Source organism: Salinadaptatus halalkaliphilus (assembly GCF_006543045.1).
In the GTDB taxonomy this organism is placed as follows: Archaea; Halobacteriota; Halobacteria; order Halobacteriales; family Natrialbaceae; genus Salinadaptatus; species Salinadaptatus halalkaliphilus.
On the sequence record NZ_RBZW01000021.1, the window covers coordinates 231,162 to 247,769 of the forward strand.

Sequence of the window (16,608 nt, forward strand, 5' to 3'; positions counted from 1 at the left end):
CGCTGACGCTAGACGCAGCGAAACGCCTCGCCGGCAACGCGAAACGACCACCGTGAACGCGGTGGCGAACTACCGACACGAACCGAGACCGATGCCCTCCACGCCACACGCAGCCGACTCCGGGACGCGAGACTGTTCCAGCTGCGGTACCGCCGTGGCCGTCGATGCCAACTTCTGTTCCCACTGCGGCACGCCGTTAGACGAGCCGTCGCTGCCCGCCTACTGTTCGACCTGCGGTGAGCCGTTCGACCACGACGACGAGTTCTGTACGCACTGTGGAACCGCTCGGACCGAGCCCGCCACGCGGTCGTCCCAGCCGTCTCGGTCCCCCTCCGACCGGCGCTCGAGCTCGTCGTCTCCCGGACCGTCGCCCCGCCCCGACCACACCGAGTCGTCGTCTCGAGGCGATTCCACCGAGTCGGCCAGGGCGGCGAACGGCGATGACGACTCGGCAGATCCTACGGGTGCAGCGTCCGACAGCGACGCGTACGAGGCCTTTCGTCGTCGCGTACAACGGCACCTCCACGACGGCTGGGAGATCGAACACGATTACGGCGATCGGGTGACCCTCGTCGATCGGGATATCGGATCGATCCCGGTTCACGTCCTCCTGTTGCTCTTTACGGGCGGACTCGGGAACCTCCTCTATGGCTGGTATCACTACTCGGAGTGTGCACGAACGCGTCACCTCTCGGTCGACGACCCTGCTCCCGAGCCGACCGCAGACACTGCAGCCGATCGCAGGCCCCCAACCGAGACGACACAAACCGACGACGGTGAGTTAGTGACGGCCTCGTCGTACGTGCTTGGGATCTTCATGGCGCTGATCGGTCTCATGCTTCTGGTCGCGGGCCTCAGTGCGGGGACGATTGTCCTCTCGTTGATCGGCCTCGCGCTCACGGCCAGCGGACTCTACATCGTGCCGGCGGTCCACCGTCGACTCGAGCGCAGACACGGCCTGACCGCGTTCGGCCGCCGTCGAACCGTCGATCATCGGGTCGTCCAGCCCCACGAGCAGTGTGCGGAGTCGTGTGTCGTCTGTGGCGGTCCCGTCGAGAGCGGGCTCGTCAGACGCCGGCGTGACGAGACCGTCCTCGCCGGCGTCCCCGTCAAAACGCACGCGATGGAGTACAACCACTACTGTCTCTCGTGTGCCCGGGCGGAACTCGTCGACTCCACCGACGACCTCGAGGCGGTCGCTACCGACGGTCCGACCGTCGGGGGTGAGGAGCATCTCGAGGCGGAACTCGACTCGCTGCTCGAGGACGATGACTCTACAAGCGAGCCTTCAGTAACCGAGACACCCGCGACTGAGCCGCCGGCGGACGACGCCCCGAACACCTCGGACGCCGCGACGGAGACGCGGTAGCGGCTGCCGAGTCCCGGTGGTGCCCTCGGTTCCGACCTCCGATCCCGACGGGAAACACCCTTTATGTAACGGGTCCCAATGAGGGGACGATGAGCGATGGATCGCAACGAACGACCGCCCCCGACGCGTTCGCGACGCAGGCTCAGGCGAGCCACGGTGAGTCGATCCGTCATCTCGTCGTCGCCGGCGACGCGGTCGGTGACGACCACTTCCGGACCGAGATGGACGTTTTGCTGGTGCTCGAGACGGACGACCCCGACTGCGAGCGCGAACTCGAACACCTCGCTCGGCAGGTCGGTCTCGATCACGGCGTCGTCGTCACCGTCAACGTACTGCCAGCCGATCGGTTCGACGCCGTCGACGACCATCCGTTCGTCGAGCAGGCGTTCGCGGACGGGACGGTGTATGTGTAGCGATTCGCTGCCGTTCGGTCGTGGGGCCAAACCGACCGCCGTCGGGGTGTGGCGCGAGCGATGACGATGCGTGTAACGCTGCTCGGCACTGGTGATACGACCGGGACGCCGACGGTCGGCTGTGACTGTGACACCTGCGAGGCGGCCCGCGAGCGCGATGTCGAGCGAACCCGATTTTCGATCCACGTCGCGAACGAACGCACTGACGAGTCGCTGTTGATAGATTTTAGTCCGGATTTTCGGTATCAGTTTCTCCGAGAAGGCGTCTCGTTGCCCGACGCAGCCATCGTCACGCACGTCCACTTCGACCACCTCGATGGCCTTGGCAACCTCTTTCGACTCACCGACTCGGTGTCGGTCTACGCGGCCGACGAAACCGATCCCGAGACCGGCCAGAGCGTCGCCGAGACGGTCGCGTCGGACTACCACTATCTCGATGCGATCGACGTGCAGCCGACGCCGCCGCTGGAGCCGGTTCGAATCTGTGGGTTCGACGTGACGCTGGTTCCGGTCGACCATCCGCCGCTGGTCTGTTACGGTGTCGTCGTCGAAGACCCCGAGACGGGGTCGAAGCTGTCGATCACCGGCGATACGAACTTCAGCGTTCCCGACCGCTCCCGGGAACTGCTGGCCGATCCCGACCTCTTGCTCGCCGACGGCATCGTCCCGGCACATCTGTGTGAGTACCATCCCATCGGCGGCCGTCACGAGGACGCCGACGGTACTCCTCGAACGTTCGGGACGAAACACATGACCCGCGAAGGAGCACTGTCGCTCGCGTCGGAACTGAACGCCGAGCGAACGCGGCTGGTCCACGTTGCCCACTACTATCCTGCAGACGAAGCCTTCGAGGACCCACTCGCGGTCGACGGCGAAGAGTACGTCATGTAACAGCAGAGACCACCCCGCTGTCGCGATATGGGTGTCACACAGACACCGCCACAGCCTCACCCGAACTGATCGAGCCCCGACTGCCGGCGGCGCTTGCCGCGTGGCTCGGCCACCCACGGCGTGTTTCGGTCGCGTTCGGCCTCGAGCGCCGCCTCGGGTGCCGAGGCCGACTCGTAGCCCGGACAGTCGGGACCGCACTCGCCGCTCTCGTCGACCAGCCGGTTCGCCCAGACGCAGTACGGCAGCGTCGCCGTGTCGCCTTTCGACTCGATAGCGTCGGGCTGACACGCCCCACAGGCCGGGAGCCCGTAGGTACGCCATCCCTTGCCGTAGGCGCGCTCGGCGAGTCGGCGTCGGGCTCGAGCCTTCGCGTCGGCACCGACGATCGCGACGTCGGTTCGCCCGGGTTCGTACGCGAGCGGCTCGACGCCCGGCTCGTCGACCGGTAGGGGCGTCGGCTCTCGAATTACCTCGACCTCGAGCGACGACGGATCGCCGTCGTTCAAGGCCGCATCCTCGCGGTGGACGCGCCAGACGCCGACCGCTTCGGGGATGCGATTCAGATGTGCGCGCGTGACGTAGCTCTCCGTCGCGAGCACGACCGCATCGACCACCCCGAGACTGACGTCCGTTCGCAACTGCGCCTCGAGGTCGCCCGGTCGACCGAGATCGGGTTTGTTCTCGATGGCGACGATGCGGTCGTACCAGTCGGGGTAGCGAGCGACCTGCCGGACGTACTCTCGACCGTTTCGCAGTTCGCGCTCGAAAAACCCGATCTCGAGGGCGCGCTCCGTCGCCCGGCGGGCCTGGTCGGGATGGCAGTCGAAGGTATCTTTCCAGTAGCGCGTTCGACCGGGACCCACGGCGGATTCGATCGCCACGTCCGGGATTGTCTCGCTCGTGATCGCGGTCCGATCGTCGAACTCGGGGCCGGGCTCGACACAGACGATATCGAGAATCCGGCCGCCCGGCTCGGCGACGCTCGCACCGAGTTGTCGGGCCAGAATATCGGCCCGCTCGGGATCGCTACTGGTCGCGTCGTCGCCGATCCGGGAGACACCTCTCTGGGCCTCGAGGTGGGCACACAGCTCGAGTTCGAACGCGAACTCGCTCACGACCGTCCAGTGGTTCGGGACGGGCAAAAGCGCCCGGATCGCTCCGACGAGGGCTCCCCGGGGGCGCCCCCGATTCCGTCGGCCGATCGCTACCAGAACAGTAGGTTTTTAAAGCGCACAGCGGAACCTATAGCCAAGATTACTCCCGTCTTATGGTAGATAAACAACAACCGGAGGTGAACATCGGGCTCGTCGGTCACGTCGACCACGGCAAGACGACGCTGGTGCAAGCGTTGAGCGGATCGTGGACGGACCAGCACTCAGAGGAGATGAAACGCGGTATCTCCATTCGGCTGGGCTATGCCGACGCGACGTTCCGTCACTGTCCCGACGTGGACGAACCCGAGTGTTATACGGTCGAGGAGGAGTGTCCGGACGGCTCGCGCAGTGAGCCGTTACGGACCGTCTCGTTCGTCGACGCGCCGGGTCACGAGACCCTGATGGCGACGATGCTGTCTGGTGCATCGCTGATGGACGGCGCTGTGTTGGTGATTAGCGCCAACGAGCCCGTCCCGCAGCCCCAGACCGAAGAGCACCTGATGGCACTCGATATCATCGGTATCGACAACATCGTCATCGCTCAGAACAAGGTCGACCTGGTCGATTCCGAACAGGCTCGAGAGAACTACGACGAGATCCAGGCGTTCGTCGAGGGGACCGTCGCCGAAGGCGCGCCCGTCGTCCCGATCTCGGCCGGTCAGGAGGTCAACATCGACCTGCTGATGAACGCGATCGAAGACGAGATCCCCACGCCGGATCGGGATCCCGACGCCGACGCCAGACTCCACGTCGCCCGCAGTTTCGACATCAACAAACCCGGAACGACCGCTGCGAACCTGACCGGCGGCGTCCTCGGTGGCAGTCTGATCCAGGGCGAACTCGCGGTCGACGATGATATCGAGATCCGGCCCGGGCGGGAGGTCGAGAAAGGCGGTCAGACGGAGTACGTCCCGATCCAGACGACCATTCGATCGCTGCAAGCCGGCGGTCAGGACGCCGACACGGTCACGCCGGGTGGACTGCTCGGCGTCGGGACCGGTCTCGATCCATCGTTGACGAAAGGCGACGCGCTGGCTGGCCGTATCGCCGGTCCGCCAGGCTCGCTGCCACCGACCTGGGAAGCGTTTACGATGGATGTCGATCTCTTAGAGCGCGTCGTCGGCACCGACGCCGGCGAAGTCGAGGAGATCAGTACGGGCGAGCCGCTGATGATGACCGTCGGCACGGCCACGACCGTCGGCGCGGTGACCAGCGCGCGAGAAGGCGAGTGCGAAGTCAACCTCAAGCGCCCGGTCGCAGCCGAACCCGGGGCGACGATCGCCATCAACCGCCGTATCGGCGCTCGCTGGCGACTGATCGGTCTCGGCACGCTCCAGGGATAGTTCGCGACGACAATGGCTACGCGAGTCGCCCTCGATACGAGTGCGTTGATGATGCCCGTCGAACTCGACGTGCGGCTGTTCGACGAACTCGAGCGGCTACTGGACGCGTTCAAGCCGATCACACCACAGTCGGTCCTCGAAGAGCTCAGACGGCTCGCGGAGAAAGGTGGCACGGAAGGAACGGCCGCGAACGTCGGCCACGATCTGGCAACCGAGCGGTGTCTCGTCGTCGATACCGAGGCATCCTACGCCGACGACGCGCTGGTCGAACTCGCTCGCGAAGGAACGGTCGAGTACGTCGTCACCAACGATCGACCGCTCGGCGAGCGGGTGCGCGAGGCGAACAGACCGGTAATTGCATTACGCGGGAGAAACAAGTTAGCGATCACTCAACCATAGATGTACAAACGGGTTAGATTGAAAGATACAGTGGAGGTACCGCCGGAGGAACTCGGCGACGTCTCGCCGACGCTCGTCAAGCGACTGCTTCAGGACAAACTCGAGGGGCGCATGGACGAGGAGGTCGGGAGCGTCGTCTCGGTCACCAACGTACGGGATATTGGCGAGGGGACGGTGTTGCCGAACCGGCCCGGCGTCTACTACGAAGCCGATTTCGACGCCGTCACGTTCGACCCACAGATGCAGGAGGTCGTCGACGGCACCGTCGTCGAGGTCGTCGAGTTCGGTGCGTTCGTCGGCATCGGTCCCGTCGACGGCTTGCTACACGTCTCCCAGATCTCCGACGAGTATCTGGCCTTCGACGCCGAGAACCAGCAACTCGCCTCGAACGAGTCCGATCGAACGCTCGGCGTCGACGATGCCGTCCGCGCACGAATCGTCACCAAGAGCATCGACGAGCGCAACCCCCGCGACTCGAAGATCGGGCTCACGGCCAAACAGCCGGGACTTGGCAAACACGGCTGGCTCACGGAAGAACACGAAAAACGCGAAGCCACGACAGGTGAATAACAATGGCATCCGACCGTCTCGTCTGCCGGGAGTGTCACCGCGTCAACGATCCGGACAACGAAACCTGCGACGCCTGTAATTCCTCGTCGCTGACCGAAGACTGGGCGGGATACGTCGTCATCGCCCACCCCGAGGATAGCCAGATCGCAACCGAGATGCAGGTCACCGAGCCCGGCGCGTACGCGCTGAAAGTCCGGTAACCGTGACCCGCGATCGTCCCACGCTACGTCCAGATGGCGGACAGCCGCGGAACTCGGAATCGGACACGACGACCGACTCCGACGACGAATCGGCGGCTACCGATCAGTTGCTCGTTTTACCGAAATCCCTCCGGAGCGAACTCAAAGAGCCGATGGGACCGATCGAAACCGACGCCGATCGGCTGCTCGAGACCGTCGACGGCTCGCTGATCGCCGTCGGCGATGTCGTCACCTACCACATTCTCGAGGCGGGCCGCGCGCCCGACGTTGCACTCGTCGACGAACGGACGAAACGGTCGGCCATCGAGGACGAGATTCGCGAAACCGTCGCCGCCGAGACCCATCTCGAGGCCGTCAACCCGCCCGCGGAGATCTCTGCAGACGTTATCAGGGCGCTGGTCGAAGCCATAGCGCGCGACGAGCCGACGACGATTCTCGTCGAGGGCGAGGAGGACCTCGTCGCCTTGCCGGCGATCGTCGCCGCACCCGAGGGTGCAAGCGTCGTCTACGGCCAGCCCGACGAGGGGATGGTCCACGTCCAGGTGACCGACGACCACCGCACCGAGATGCGTGCCCTCCTCGAGCGCTTCGAGGGCGACACCGAGCGCTTCTGGTCGCTGCTCGAGGGCGAGTAACGCTCGTTTCGGTACGCCGATTGATGGACGCTATTCCGGTCGAGACGGTCGTCGACGTCACGACGACGATTTTCGTCCTCTCGACGATGCTGGCGATGGGGCTCGAACTCTCCCTCGAGCAGCTGCTGGCGCCACTGAAGAGGCGACGGTTGCTGGCGAAATCGTTGCTGGTGAATCTGTTGGTCGTCCCGATGGTCGCGTACCTACTCGTCCGCGCCGTGACCGTCGAACCGGGGTACGCGGTCGGCATCCTCTTGCTCGCCGTCGCGCCTGGCGCCCCGTTCGGTCCGAAACTCGCCGAAATTTCCGACAGCGACATCGCCTTCGCGAGCGGGCTGATGGCCATCCTCGGTATCGTCTCCGTCGCGACGATACCACTTTCTCTCGCCGTGTTCCTGCCCGGCGAGGTCGCCGTCGATCCGGTCGCGATCGGACAGCTGGTCTTCGTGATTCAGCTCGTTCCGCTGGTCGCCGGTCTTGCGCTCGTTTCCCGGCTGCCGGGCGTCGCGGACCGACTGTTTCCGCCGGCCCAGCGACTCTCCGACGCCACGTTCGTCTTCCTGCTCGCGCTCCTGTCGATCGTCTATCTCGAGGACATGATCGCGCTCGTCGGCACGGGGACGCTGTTCGTCGCCAGCGTCGTCGTCGCCGTCTCGCTGCTCTGTGGGTACGTTCTGGGCGGACCGACTCGAACCACCAGGGAAGTGCTCGCGACGACGACTGCCGCTCGAAACGCCGCGATCGCACTGTTCATCGCGACGACGAGTTTTACTGACCCGAACGTGCTCACGGTGGTCCTCGCGTTTTCGTTCATCGGCGTGGTCGCGTCGGTCCTCCTCGCTGCAGTGTGGCGCCGACGTACTCTCTGCTGAACGAGGTCCTCGTAGCCACTGGGCGAACCGACGCGATTCGACGAAAACGGCTGCACGTCGCCGCCCCGCCCTGGTAGTTCACTGCGGGTGGTACCGCCCTGTGACGACGAGCCAGTCCCGCAGGAAATTTGCCAGGAACGGCAGGAGGACGATCGTCGCGAGCAGTCGGGTGGTGGACGGCCCAGCAACGGGAAGCAGTGCGATCCAGACAACACACAACACGAGCGCACCGAGCACACCGCGAACCCGATTCTCGTCGAGTTCGAGGACGGTGCGACCCCGAGCGTGCCACACGGCGACGGCGGCGACGAACGCGTACCGCGCCAGTCCGGCGACGAGAAAGAAACGCGGCGCAAGTCCGTTCGCGACGACGAGGACGGTCCCAACGAGGACAGTCAGCCCGTCGATTTCCGTGTCGAGTCGGCCGCCGAGTCGCGTCACCGAGTCGGTCCCTCGCGCAACCGGGCCGTCGACGGCGTCGAGAACGGCCACGAGCGCGAACAGTATTCCCGGTAGCCAGCCATCCAGCTGCCGGACGGAGCCAGCCGTTGGAACGCCACCGACGAGAAAGCCCCCCAGTATCGCCACTCCGCTCGCTCGAGCGATCGTGATCCAGGTGGCGCCGGATACCGACCGCTTGAGCGCCCCGGCTGGCGACTGGCTGCACACCCAGACGACGACCAGTAACGTGAGTGCGAACGTGATCGCCACCCCGACGAGAAACGCCGTTGACGGACCGCCGCTCCAGACGACCGCGAGCGCGACGACTCCGACCCCGACGAGGAGCGTGCTGCCGACGGCGAGGTGGGACAGGTACCGCCAGCGCGGCCGATTCTCGAAACCGGTGGTGTCGTCGGTCACTGGTGATCTGTGTCCGGTGCTCGGCGGCTCACTCGTCGTAGGTCAACAATACCTGCAGGGCCGACTCCGGCCCCGAATCGAGCAGTTCGTAGGCGTCTTCAGCATCTCGAAACGGGATGCGATGTGTAACGAGCGCCGCCGTCTCGAGGCGAGCGACCCACTCGAGTGCCGTCTCGAGTCGGCGATCGGTATCCCAGCGGCCACGCAGCGACGGATCGACGGTGCTGACCTGGCTGGAGACGAGTTCGATGCGGTCCCGGTGGAAGCGGCCGCCGAAATCGATCGGGGCTCGCTTGGTGCCGTACCAGGAGCCGACGACGATGCGGGCGTCGTAGCCAACGGCACCGATCGCGTCGTCGAGCGCCGATGGGTCGCCGGCGAGTTCGATCGCGAGGTCGGCGTCGCCGATGGCGTCGTCGGTCACGTCCGCATGCCCGTCGTTGGTTTCGGCGGCGAGTGCCGCTGGCGAGACAGCTCGATCCGCTCCGAATTCGCGAGCGATCTCCCGGCGGTGCTCGAGCGGTTCCACGACGACGAGCGACTCGAGCGGAAACGAGGCGAGCAATCGAAGCGTACAGAGACCAACGACGCCGGCGCCGAAGACGACGACGCGTTCACCGAGTCGCGGTTGGGCGTCGAGGACGAGATTCGTCGCGGTCTCGAGCGTCGGGAGCAACGCGGCATCGACGTCGGTGAGTGCCGGGGGCACTCGGACCAGCGACTCCGGTCGGGCACAGAATCGCGTTCGATGTGGGACGAACCCGAAGACGGTCTCGCCCCACCAGTGCTCGTCGACGTCGCTGCCGACCGCGCGGATCTCGCCGACAGCCGCATATCCGTACTCGACCGGAAACGAGAAGTCGCCCTCGATCGCCTCGAGCGTTTCGTCGGCCGCGAGATCCGACGGCAGCTGGTCGCGGTAGACGAGCAGTTCGGTACCGGCGCTGATCGCCGAGACGCGCGTCTCGACGAGCACCTCGTCGGCTGCAGGTTCCGACACGGTGATCGGCCGTCGCTCGACCGTCCGTGGCGCCGTAAACGCGAGGGCGGCGTCGTTCATACTCGCGGCTCGAGTCGCTGTACGACCGGCGCCATTACTAATTCGACGGCGATTCTCGCACGCAGAAACAGACGAGTCAAGAACGACGCGCGCTCTACCGCCGAGGCGCGTGGAACGGTACTAGTCGATCTCGGTCGGATCGACTTCCGGAAGCGTAATGAGGTTTTCGCGACCGATCCGCAACTTTTCGATCTCGTCGTCGTCGTCCATCTGAGAGAGCAGTTGCGAGACTTTAGCGTTCGACCAGCCGGTTTCGGTGACGATGTTGGCCTGTTTCATTCGGCCGCCGTTTTGTTTGAGCAGGCGGTGGACTCGTTCTTCGTCGCTTAGCAGTTCGGGATCGATATCGTCGTCGATCTCTTCGTCGAATTCGATTCGGGTTCCCGTCTGATCGGTCGCGCTGTCGTCGGGAGCTGGGTCGGCGCGTGACCCGCTCGCGTCGGTGGCCGCCTCGGGATCGGTTTCGGTGTTGGGTTGACTGTCGGTCGGACCGACCGCTTCCGGCAGCCGCGCTGTGAGTTGCTCGAAGTCGGACGTTCCCTGTAGGATTCGGTACCCAGCGTAGGCACCGACGGCGATCAAGAGCCCGAGGAAACCGGCGATCGGCCACCACGATGCAAACGTCGGCGTCGACGAGCCGGCGTCGACGAAGACGATCTCGAGGTCACCGGACTCGAACTGGTGGGGACCGTCCCAGCTGAGCTGTGTCGCGGTCTCGAGGGCGTAGTTCGGCGGCGATTCGATGACGAGGCGCTGATCGTCGTACAGCGTGGGCAGCCACATCTCCCCGGTATCGGGGTGTTCGAACGCATCACCCACGTGGATTCGCTGGTCGTCGACGGTCGCGAAGTTCGTCCAGGTAAACGAGTAGGAGATGACGCCGATCCGGACATCGTCTTCGTACTCGACGTCCTCGGCTGGCTCGACGATTTCGGGATCGTCCCAGCCGGCATTTTCGACTGCCATCTCTCGGTCGGTCGATTGGGACGCGAGGTCGACTATCGCCTCGAACGTCGCTCGATCGTACTCGACGTCGCGGTCGCCGGTGACGACATCGGTCGCGTACTCGTCAAACAGTGCTTCGTCCTCGTCGTCCGTGATGCGAAACCGTGTCTCGACGGACCAGTGTGCATCGCCAGTTTCGCTTACGTTGATCCGGATGATCTGCCCGGGGTCGGCGGGCTCGAGGGGCGAACCCGTCGCGGTGTCCGACGACTGGGTGGCGTGTGCGTCGACCGTGGAGGCGGACGCAGTCGACGTCGGCTGGTCGCTGATCTGTGGCTCCGGACCGGCGTCGGGCGGCGTCGCAGACACCATCCCAGCCACACCCAGCAGCGACGCCACGAGGAGGATTGTCAGGGCGAGCGTCACAGCGGTGGATACCCGCATACGTACCAACCGGTGGTTTCCCGGGGGAAAAAACACTTTCCATCCGAAAATAAAACGTTACCGACGGTGATGAAGCGTCTGCAGCGTCCTGATTCGCTCCTGCCATCGGATAGGTGCGACCATCTTTTATATCAGGACACTCTACTGAAGGGCGATGACCAACGCGACGCCTGCCCTCCTCGCGTTGCTGCTCGTCCTCTCGTTGCCCGCAACGACGCTGGTTGCGGCGGATGTTGGGGACGGGATGCATAGCGAGCCCGCCACCTCTCTGCAAGAGACGGATCACGCGACGCCGACCGACATCGAGAACACGACGAACCGTCTCGAGTTGCTTGATCCAGTCCAGAACGAGTACACCGAATCCAGTGTCGATTTCGGTGCGACGCTTGCGGGCGGCGACGACGAGCTTCGAATCGACCACGAACGGTACGTCGGAATTGATCGCGACTTTGCCGAGGCGGACGACGAGGAGCGAGCCGAGATACTCGATGAGGCCCACGCGGCACTCGGCGAACGGATCGAAACCCTCTACGAACGCGAGCAAACCGCCGTTCGCGAACACGCAAACGGCGAACGGACGGGCGACGAACTCCGTCGGACCCTGCTACGGAATTATCACGAGGCGACGGCCCTCCTGTCGGTGCTCGATTACCTCGAACTGAGAGCGAACGAAGTGCCTAACTACTCGCTATCCTCCGCGCAGGTGCGAGAAGACACGCGCTCGCTCGAGATTCATCGCTCTCCGATCCAATCACAGCTTGCAGGAACCAGTCAGAATATCGGCACCACCGACCGTTTCCAGTTTTTGATTCAGACGTCAGCGGACGGCTATCGCCTCTCGACGATCGATGGATCGAACTACGTCTCCGAAACGACTCGATTCGACAACTACGACCCCACCGCACCTGATCAGTTCAGTGAGCGATCGGCGCCCGAGTACGCAGGATCGTTGTACCCCTGGGCAGAGAGTGAAGGCTCGCTCGCCTATACGGAAGCCGGGCGGATCCACGACGTTGAATTCTCGGACAACCACTTTTCGGTCCGTATGTTCATCGACGGTGGGTCGGGTGCTGTCCACCGAGAGATCCAAGAACTATCGACGACTTCGCTCCCGATCGTACACGAAGAGACACACGAGGTCGACGGTCTCGAGCTCGAACGTCGTGAAACGCCGGCTAACGGCCCGGTCGAACTGACCGTCACCGACGGCTCGAGTGCGGTCGAATCAGTGACGATCGAGATCGGCGAGCACGTCGTCGGCGAGACCGACGAAGACGGCAGGCTTTGGTACGTGCCGCCGGATAGCAGCTACGAGTTGACCGTCACGCCGGCCGGCGAGGACGAGGGCTCGACGGTCGACGTCTCGAATCTGTAGCGTCGACTCATACGGTTTACTGTACGTCGTTTCCGGCGCACCCGCAGCCCGGGTTGCGGGTGCGCCGATAAATCGTTATAGTAATCCGTATCACGCCCGGTTCGAGGGCGGTTCCGTTCTCGTACCCGTCGTCGATCCGTTCCGGGTTGGCCGTGATTTTATATCCGAACCGGCGGCCAACCGTTCTGTGACCGACCCTCTGGGTAGCTATCCGGTTTGGCGACGGAATTGCCGATCGAGCCGCGGGATCAGTCCCATCGTCGGCGTACTTGTCCTGCTCGCGATCACGGTCTGTCTGGCGGCCGTCGTCGCTGCGGGCGCTGCGACGATGACGCTCGAGGCGGGCGGGCCGACCGCGGCGTTCGACCTGCAGGCCGACGGCGAGACGGGTGCGGTGGCGATCGAACACGTGGCCGGCGACTCGATCGATGTCACCGAACTGTCGGTGACCGTCGCGGTCGAGGGGACGGCGTTGCGGGACCAGCCGCCGGTGCCGTTCGTCGGCGCGGACGGCTTCGACGGGACACCGACGGGACCGTTCAACGAGGCGACCGAGCCGGTCTGGCACGCCGGCGAGCGCGCGGCCGTCACCGTCGCCGAGACCAACGAGCCGACCCCCGAGTCCGGCGAGACGGTGTCGGTCAGGCTGGTCGTCGACGGGCAGCAGGTCGCGGCCCTCGAGACGACGGCAACGTAAGGAGAACTGCCGTAGCGGGTCGTTCAGCGTGCGGATCGACGACGACCCTACTCGGGGGCGCGACCGATCGTCGTGATCGCAACGTCGGGATCGTAGGCTGGCCCCATGAAAGCGTGTTTGACGTCCTCGAAGCCGGCGCGCTTGAACATCGCGTCGGCCTCGTACTCGTCGTAGAAGAGCATGATCGAATCGGCCAGTTTCCCTGCGAGGAGGCTGTCCGGATAGTTCGGGCCGACGACGAGTACCTGCCCGCCGGGTTTCAGCACGCGACGGAACTCCCGGAGCGCGAGGATCGGATTCGGCCAGTACTCGATCGAGCCCGACGACCAGACGACGTCGAAGGTGTCGGTCGCGAAGGGAAGGCGTTCGGCGTCGCCGCGGTGGAAGTGAACCGGTGGCGCGTGTTTGCCGAACTTTTCGTAGGCCTGCTCGAGCTGGTGGCGGCTCTGGTCGAGGGCGTGGACTTCCTCGACGTGTTCGAGCAGCCCCTCGGTCGCAAAACCGGTGCCACAGCCGACATCGAGAACGGTCATCTTCTCGTCGAACTCGAGCAGCGAGAGGGCGTCGTCGCGCATCTCGTCGGTCCAAATAAAGGGATTGACCTGGTCGTAGACCTGCGACAGGTACTTGTAGAACAGCCGGGCTCGTGCCTTGTTCTCGAGAATTCCCATTGGATCGGCGTTTTCCCCCGAGGGAGATATGTCTACTGTTCTGTTCACTCGAAACGACCGGACGCTGCGAGACGAATCCGGCTGGCTGGAATCGCTCGCTTTCGCAACTACCATATACGCGCTCTTGTTACCCTTTGCTTGCTTCAAGTATGCCGAGGCCAGAGGTTCTCGAACGAATCAAGTCGGCTGAGCAAGATGCCGACGACATCGTCGCAGAGGCAGCAAATGACCGCGACGAGCGAATAGCCGAGGCCCGGGAACGAGCCGAGGAGATTCGCGCGGACGCGGAAGAGGAAGCGCGCGATCTCAGGGACCGTCGCCTCGAGGAGGCACGGGACGAGATCGATCAGGAGTGCGAGCGCGTCCTCGAGGAGGGTGAACAGGAGCGTGCGGAACTCGCCGAGCGCGCCCGGGACCGGGTCGACGACGTGACCGACCACGTCGTCTCCTTGTTCCAGGAGGACGTCCATGCTCAGACCTGAACGGATGAGCAAAATCTCGATGGCCGGCTCGAAGGGCGTCATGCCCGCGGCCATCGAGGCGATTCACGAACTGAATCTGGTGCATCTCTCGGACTACGACGGCTCTTGGGAGGGGTTCGACAACGGCAACCCGATCGAGGGTGCCGACGACGCCTCCGAGAAGTTGGTGACCGTCCGCGCACTCGAGAGCACGCTCGAGCTCTCCGACGACGAGATGGCACCGGGTCGTCTGGAGGAGGGCTGGGAGCAGCGCCTCGAAGAGATCCGCACGCGAATCAACGAACTCGACGACCAACGCAGCGAGGTCCGCGACCAGCTCCGACAGGTCGACGAGCGGATCGACCGCGTCGCGCCGTTTGCGGAGTTGGGAATCGACCTCGATTTGCTGTCGGGATACGAGTCGGTCGACGTCCTCGTCGGCGAGGGCGACCACGCCGACGTGACCGCCGCACTCGAGGACGCCGAGGGGATTCGGGCCTTCGAGACGTTTACCGGCGGTGACATCGTCGCGATCGTCGCGGCACCGACCGCAGATGTCGACGAGGCGCCGATCGACGACGCCCTCGTCGGCATCGAGTTTACCCGCCATCCCGTTCCCGAGACCGAACGCGGCCCACAGGCCTACGTCGGCGAACTCGAGGACGACAGACGGAAACTCGAGGCCGACATCGAGGAGATCGACGCCGAACTCGAGCGAATCAAACAGGAGGACGGCGGCTTTCTCCTGCGGGTCGAAGAGGAGCTAACGATCGAGGTCCAGCGCGCGGAAGCGCCGCTGCAGTTTGCGACGACCGAACGAGCGTTCGTCGCCGAAGGCTGGATCCCGTCGGCCCAGTACGACGACCTCGTCGCGACGCTCCAGGAGCGTGTCGGCGACAGCGTCGAACTCGAAGAGCTCGAGCGAGCGAGTTACGACCGCCACGGCAAGTCTCACACGGAAGACGTTCAGCAGGGCGAGCAGGCGGCCGACGAGCCCGACGCGAGCGAGGCCGACGACGGGAAACAGCAGAAGGCGGTCACCGACGGCGGTTCGACCGTCACGATGGACGACCAGCCGCCGACGGTCCAGAACAACCCGTCGGCAGCCAAACCGTTCGAGGCGCTGGTCAAGGCCGTCAACCGACCGAAGTACAACGAACTCGATCCGACGATCTTCATGTTCCTGACGTTTCCGTTGTTCTTCGGATTTATGATCAGTGACGTCGGCTACGGACTGCTGTACGTCCTGATCGGGTTCTACATGTACCAGAGCTTCGATAGTCCGGGTATCTCGAGTCTCGGCGGCGTCGCGATGTGGTGTGGTGGATTCACGATCCTCTTTGGCATCCTGTTTGGGGAGTTCTTCGGCATCCACGAACTCGGCTACATGCTGTTCGGCGAGGGTGGCGCGCCGATGGGAGACAAGGGGCTGGCTCCTGCGACGCTCGACTTCGCGTTAGCGTGGCTCATCATCAGCCTGCTGTTCGGTATCATCCACCTGAACATCGGTTACATCCTGGATTTCGTCGAGAACATCCAGCACGGCCACGGCCTCTGGGGGGCGATCACCCACAGCGGCTCGTGGATCCTGATGCTCAACGGCCTCTGGATCTGGGTCTTTACGCCACAGGCGTCGGGAGTCAAACCCGACTTCCTGTTTACTGCCTTCGACGGCGCCGCGTTCGACCTCGGATTCAGCGGCTTCCCGATGATGGGGCTGTTCACGTTCCCGAGTGGCATTCCCTTCCTCGGCGGCTTCGAGCTGACGGCACCGCTGCTGGTGCTCTTGCTCGGCGTCGTACTGCTCGCGATCGGCGACCCCGTCGAACTCGCCGAGTTCGCGATTCCGTTCGCCCACGGCGTCTCCTACGCCCGAATCGCCGCCGTCCTGCTCGCGAAGGGTGGGATGGCGTTCGTCGTCAACCTGCTGGTGTTCGGCGGTATCGAGACCGAAGCAGGAGATCGCCCCTTCCTGGCACCGTGGACCGGTTACGGCCACGGTGACGGGACGGTGATGTTCGAGGGACTCTTCCACATGGGCGACGGTGCGGTAGCGATCGGCGCCTTCATATTGGGCGTGCTCGTGTTGATATTCGGACACATCGTGGTCTTGTTACTTGGTATCACAAGTGCCGGATTACAGGGTATCAGGCTCGAGTACGTCGAGTTCTTTGGGAAGTTTTATGAAGGCGGTGGAAAGAACTACGAACCGTTCGGACACGATCGAAATCACAGCGAGGACTAACTA

General features: G+C 64.3%; 18 protein-coding genes. 13 read left to right on the plus strand and 5 right to left on the minus strand.

Annotated elements, in window-relative coordinates:
- Positions 1 to 91: 91 nt before the first annotated feature.
- The 3 genes from D8Y22_RS08525 to D8Y22_RS08535 all read left to right on the plus strand — a co-directional run bounded on the left by D8Y22_RS08525 (position 92) and on the right by D8Y22_RS08535 (position 2,673).
- A complete protein-coding gene (locus D8Y22_RS08525) occupies positions 92 to 1,369 on the plus strand; it encodes a zinc ribbon domain-containing protein (protein WP_141464286.1) in 1,278 nt (425 codons plus the stop codon).
- A gap of 89 nt (positions 1,370 to 1,458) precedes the next feature.
- Entirely contained in the window at positions 1,459 to 1,782 is a 324-nt protein-coding gene (locus D8Y22_RS08530) for a hypothetical protein (protein WP_141464287.1), read from the plus strand.
- 66 nt (positions 1,783 to 1,848) lie between these two features.
- Positions 1,849 to 2,673 (plus strand): MBL fold metallo-hydrolase, encoded by an 825-nt coding sequence (locus D8Y22_RS08535; RefSeq protein WP_141464497.1) that lies wholly within the window; start codon positions 1,849 to 1,851, stop codon positions 2,671 to 2,673.
- A gap of 56 nt (positions 2,674 to 2,729) precedes the next feature.
- On the opposite strand, the gene D8Y22_RS08540 is transcribed toward D8Y22_RS08535, so the two are convergent.
- Positions 2,730 to 3,788, minus strand: a complete 1,059-nt coding sequence (locus D8Y22_RS08540) for a DUF5787 family protein (RefSeq protein ID WP_141464288.1) — start codon at positions 3,786 to 3,788, stop codon at positions 2,730 to 2,732.
- Positions 3,789 to 3,940: 152 nt separating this feature from the next.
- Between D8Y22_RS08540 and D8Y22_RS08545 the strand changes: the two genes are divergently transcribed.
- The 6 genes from D8Y22_RS08545 to D8Y22_RS08570 all read left to right on the plus strand — a co-directional run bounded on the left by D8Y22_RS08545 (position 3,941) and on the right by D8Y22_RS08570 (position 7,846).
- On the plus strand, positions 3,941 to 5,170 hold the full coding sequence (locus D8Y22_RS08545) for a translation initiation factor IF-2 subunit gamma (protein WP_141464289.1): 1,230 nt from the start codon (positions 3,941 to 3,943) through the stop codon (positions 5,168 to 5,170).
- A 12-nt stretch (positions 5,171 to 5,182) separates the two neighbouring features.
- Positions 5,183 to 5,569: a PIN domain-containing protein gene (locus tag D8Y22_RS08550; protein ID WP_141464290.1), complete on the plus strand. Its 387-nt coding sequence runs from the start codon at positions 5,183 to 5,185 to the stop codon at positions 5,567 to 5,569.
- Positions 5,570 to 6,139 carry a DNA-directed RNA polymerase gene (locus D8Y22_RS08555; RefSeq protein ID WP_141464291.1) on the plus strand — a complete coding sequence of 190 codons (570 nt, stop codon included), beginning with the start codon at positions 5,570 to 5,572 and terminating at the stop codon, positions 6,137 to 6,139. It begins immediately after the preceding gene.
- 2 nt (positions 6,140 to 6,141) lie between these two features.
- Entirely contained in the window at positions 6,142 to 6,339 is a 198-nt protein-coding gene (gene spt4 / locus D8Y22_RS08560) for a transcription elongation factor subunit Spt4 (RefSeq protein ID WP_141464292.1), read from the plus strand.
- A 107-nt stretch (positions 6,340 to 6,446) separates the two neighbouring features.
- Positions 6,447 to 6,974 carry a GTP-dependent dephospho-CoA kinase family protein gene (locus tag D8Y22_RS08565; protein ID WP_246084391.1) on the plus strand — a complete coding sequence of 176 codons (528 nt, stop codon included), beginning with the start codon at positions 6,447 to 6,449 and terminating at the stop codon, positions 6,972 to 6,974.
- Positions 6,975 to 6,997: 23 nt separating this feature from the next.
- Positions 6,998 to 7,846, plus strand: coding sequence for a bile acid:sodium symporter family protein (locus D8Y22_RS08570; protein WP_141464293.1), 849 nt, complete (start codon positions 6,998 to 7,000; stop codon positions 7,844 to 7,846).
- Between the two features lie 78 nt (positions 7,847 to 7,924).
- Here the strand turns inward: D8Y22_RS08570 and D8Y22_RS08575 are convergent, their stop codons facing one another.
- The 3 genes from D8Y22_RS08575 to D8Y22_RS08585 all read right to left on the minus strand — a co-directional run bounded on the left by D8Y22_RS08575 (position 7,925) and on the right by D8Y22_RS08585 (position 11,156).
- On the minus strand, positions 7,925 to 8,707 hold the full coding sequence (locus tag D8Y22_RS08575; protein ID WP_141464294.1) for a CDP-alcohol phosphatidyltransferase family protein: 783 nt from the start codon (positions 8,705 to 8,707) through the stop codon (positions 7,925 to 7,927).
- 28 nt (positions 8,708 to 8,735) lie between these two features.
- On the minus strand, positions 8,736 to 9,767 hold the full coding sequence (locus tag D8Y22_RS08580) for a zinc-dependent alcohol dehydrogenase (protein WP_141464295.1): 1,032 nt from the start codon (positions 9,765 to 9,767) through the stop codon (positions 8,736 to 8,738).
- Between the two features lie 120 nt (positions 9,768 to 9,887).
- Positions 9,888 to 11,156 carry a helix-turn-helix transcriptional regulator gene (locus D8Y22_RS08585; RefSeq protein ID WP_141464296.1) on the minus strand — a complete coding sequence of 423 codons (1,269 nt, stop codon included), beginning with the start codon at positions 11,154 to 11,156 and terminating at the stop codon, positions 9,888 to 9,890.
- A 154-nt stretch (positions 11,157 to 11,310) separates the two neighbouring features.
- Between D8Y22_RS08585 and D8Y22_RS08590 the strand changes: the two genes are divergently transcribed.
- The gene (locus tag D8Y22_RS08590; protein ID WP_141464297.1) at positions 11,311 to 12,531 is read left to right on the plus strand and encodes a DUF7096 domain-containing protein; all 1,221 of its coding nucleotides are present in this window, start codon (positions 11,311 to 11,313) and stop codon (positions 12,529 to 12,531) included.
- Between the two features lie 187 nt (positions 12,532 to 12,718).
- Positions 12,719 to 13,228, plus strand: coding sequence for a type IV pilin (locus D8Y22_RS08595; RefSeq protein WP_246084383.1), 510 nt, complete (start codon positions 12,719 to 12,721; stop codon positions 13,226 to 13,228).
- Between the two features lie 47 nt (positions 13,229 to 13,275).
- Here the strand turns inward: D8Y22_RS08595 and D8Y22_RS08600 are convergent, their stop codons facing one another.
- Positions 13,276 to 13,899: a methyltransferase domain-containing protein gene (locus D8Y22_RS08600; RefSeq protein ID WP_141464298.1), complete on the minus strand. Its 624-nt coding sequence runs from the start codon at positions 13,897 to 13,899 to the stop codon at positions 13,276 to 13,278.
- Between the two features lie 149 nt (positions 13,900 to 14,048).
- On the opposite strand from D8Y22_RS08600, the gene ahaH reads away from it, so the two are divergent.
- Positions 14,049 to 14,381 carry an ATP synthase archaeal subunit H gene (ahaH, locus tag D8Y22_RS08605; RefSeq protein WP_141464299.1) on the plus strand — a complete coding sequence of 111 codons (333 nt, stop codon included), beginning with the start codon at positions 14,049 to 14,051 and terminating at the stop codon, positions 14,379 to 14,381.
- A complete protein-coding gene (locus D8Y22_RS08610; RefSeq protein ID WP_141464300.1) occupies positions 14,368 to 16,605 on the plus strand; it encodes a V-type ATP synthase subunit I in 2,238 nt (745 codons plus the stop codon). Before ahaH ends, D8Y22_RS08610 begins: the two co-directional genes overlap by 14 nt.
- Positions 16,606 to 16,608 lie beyond the last annotated feature (3 nt).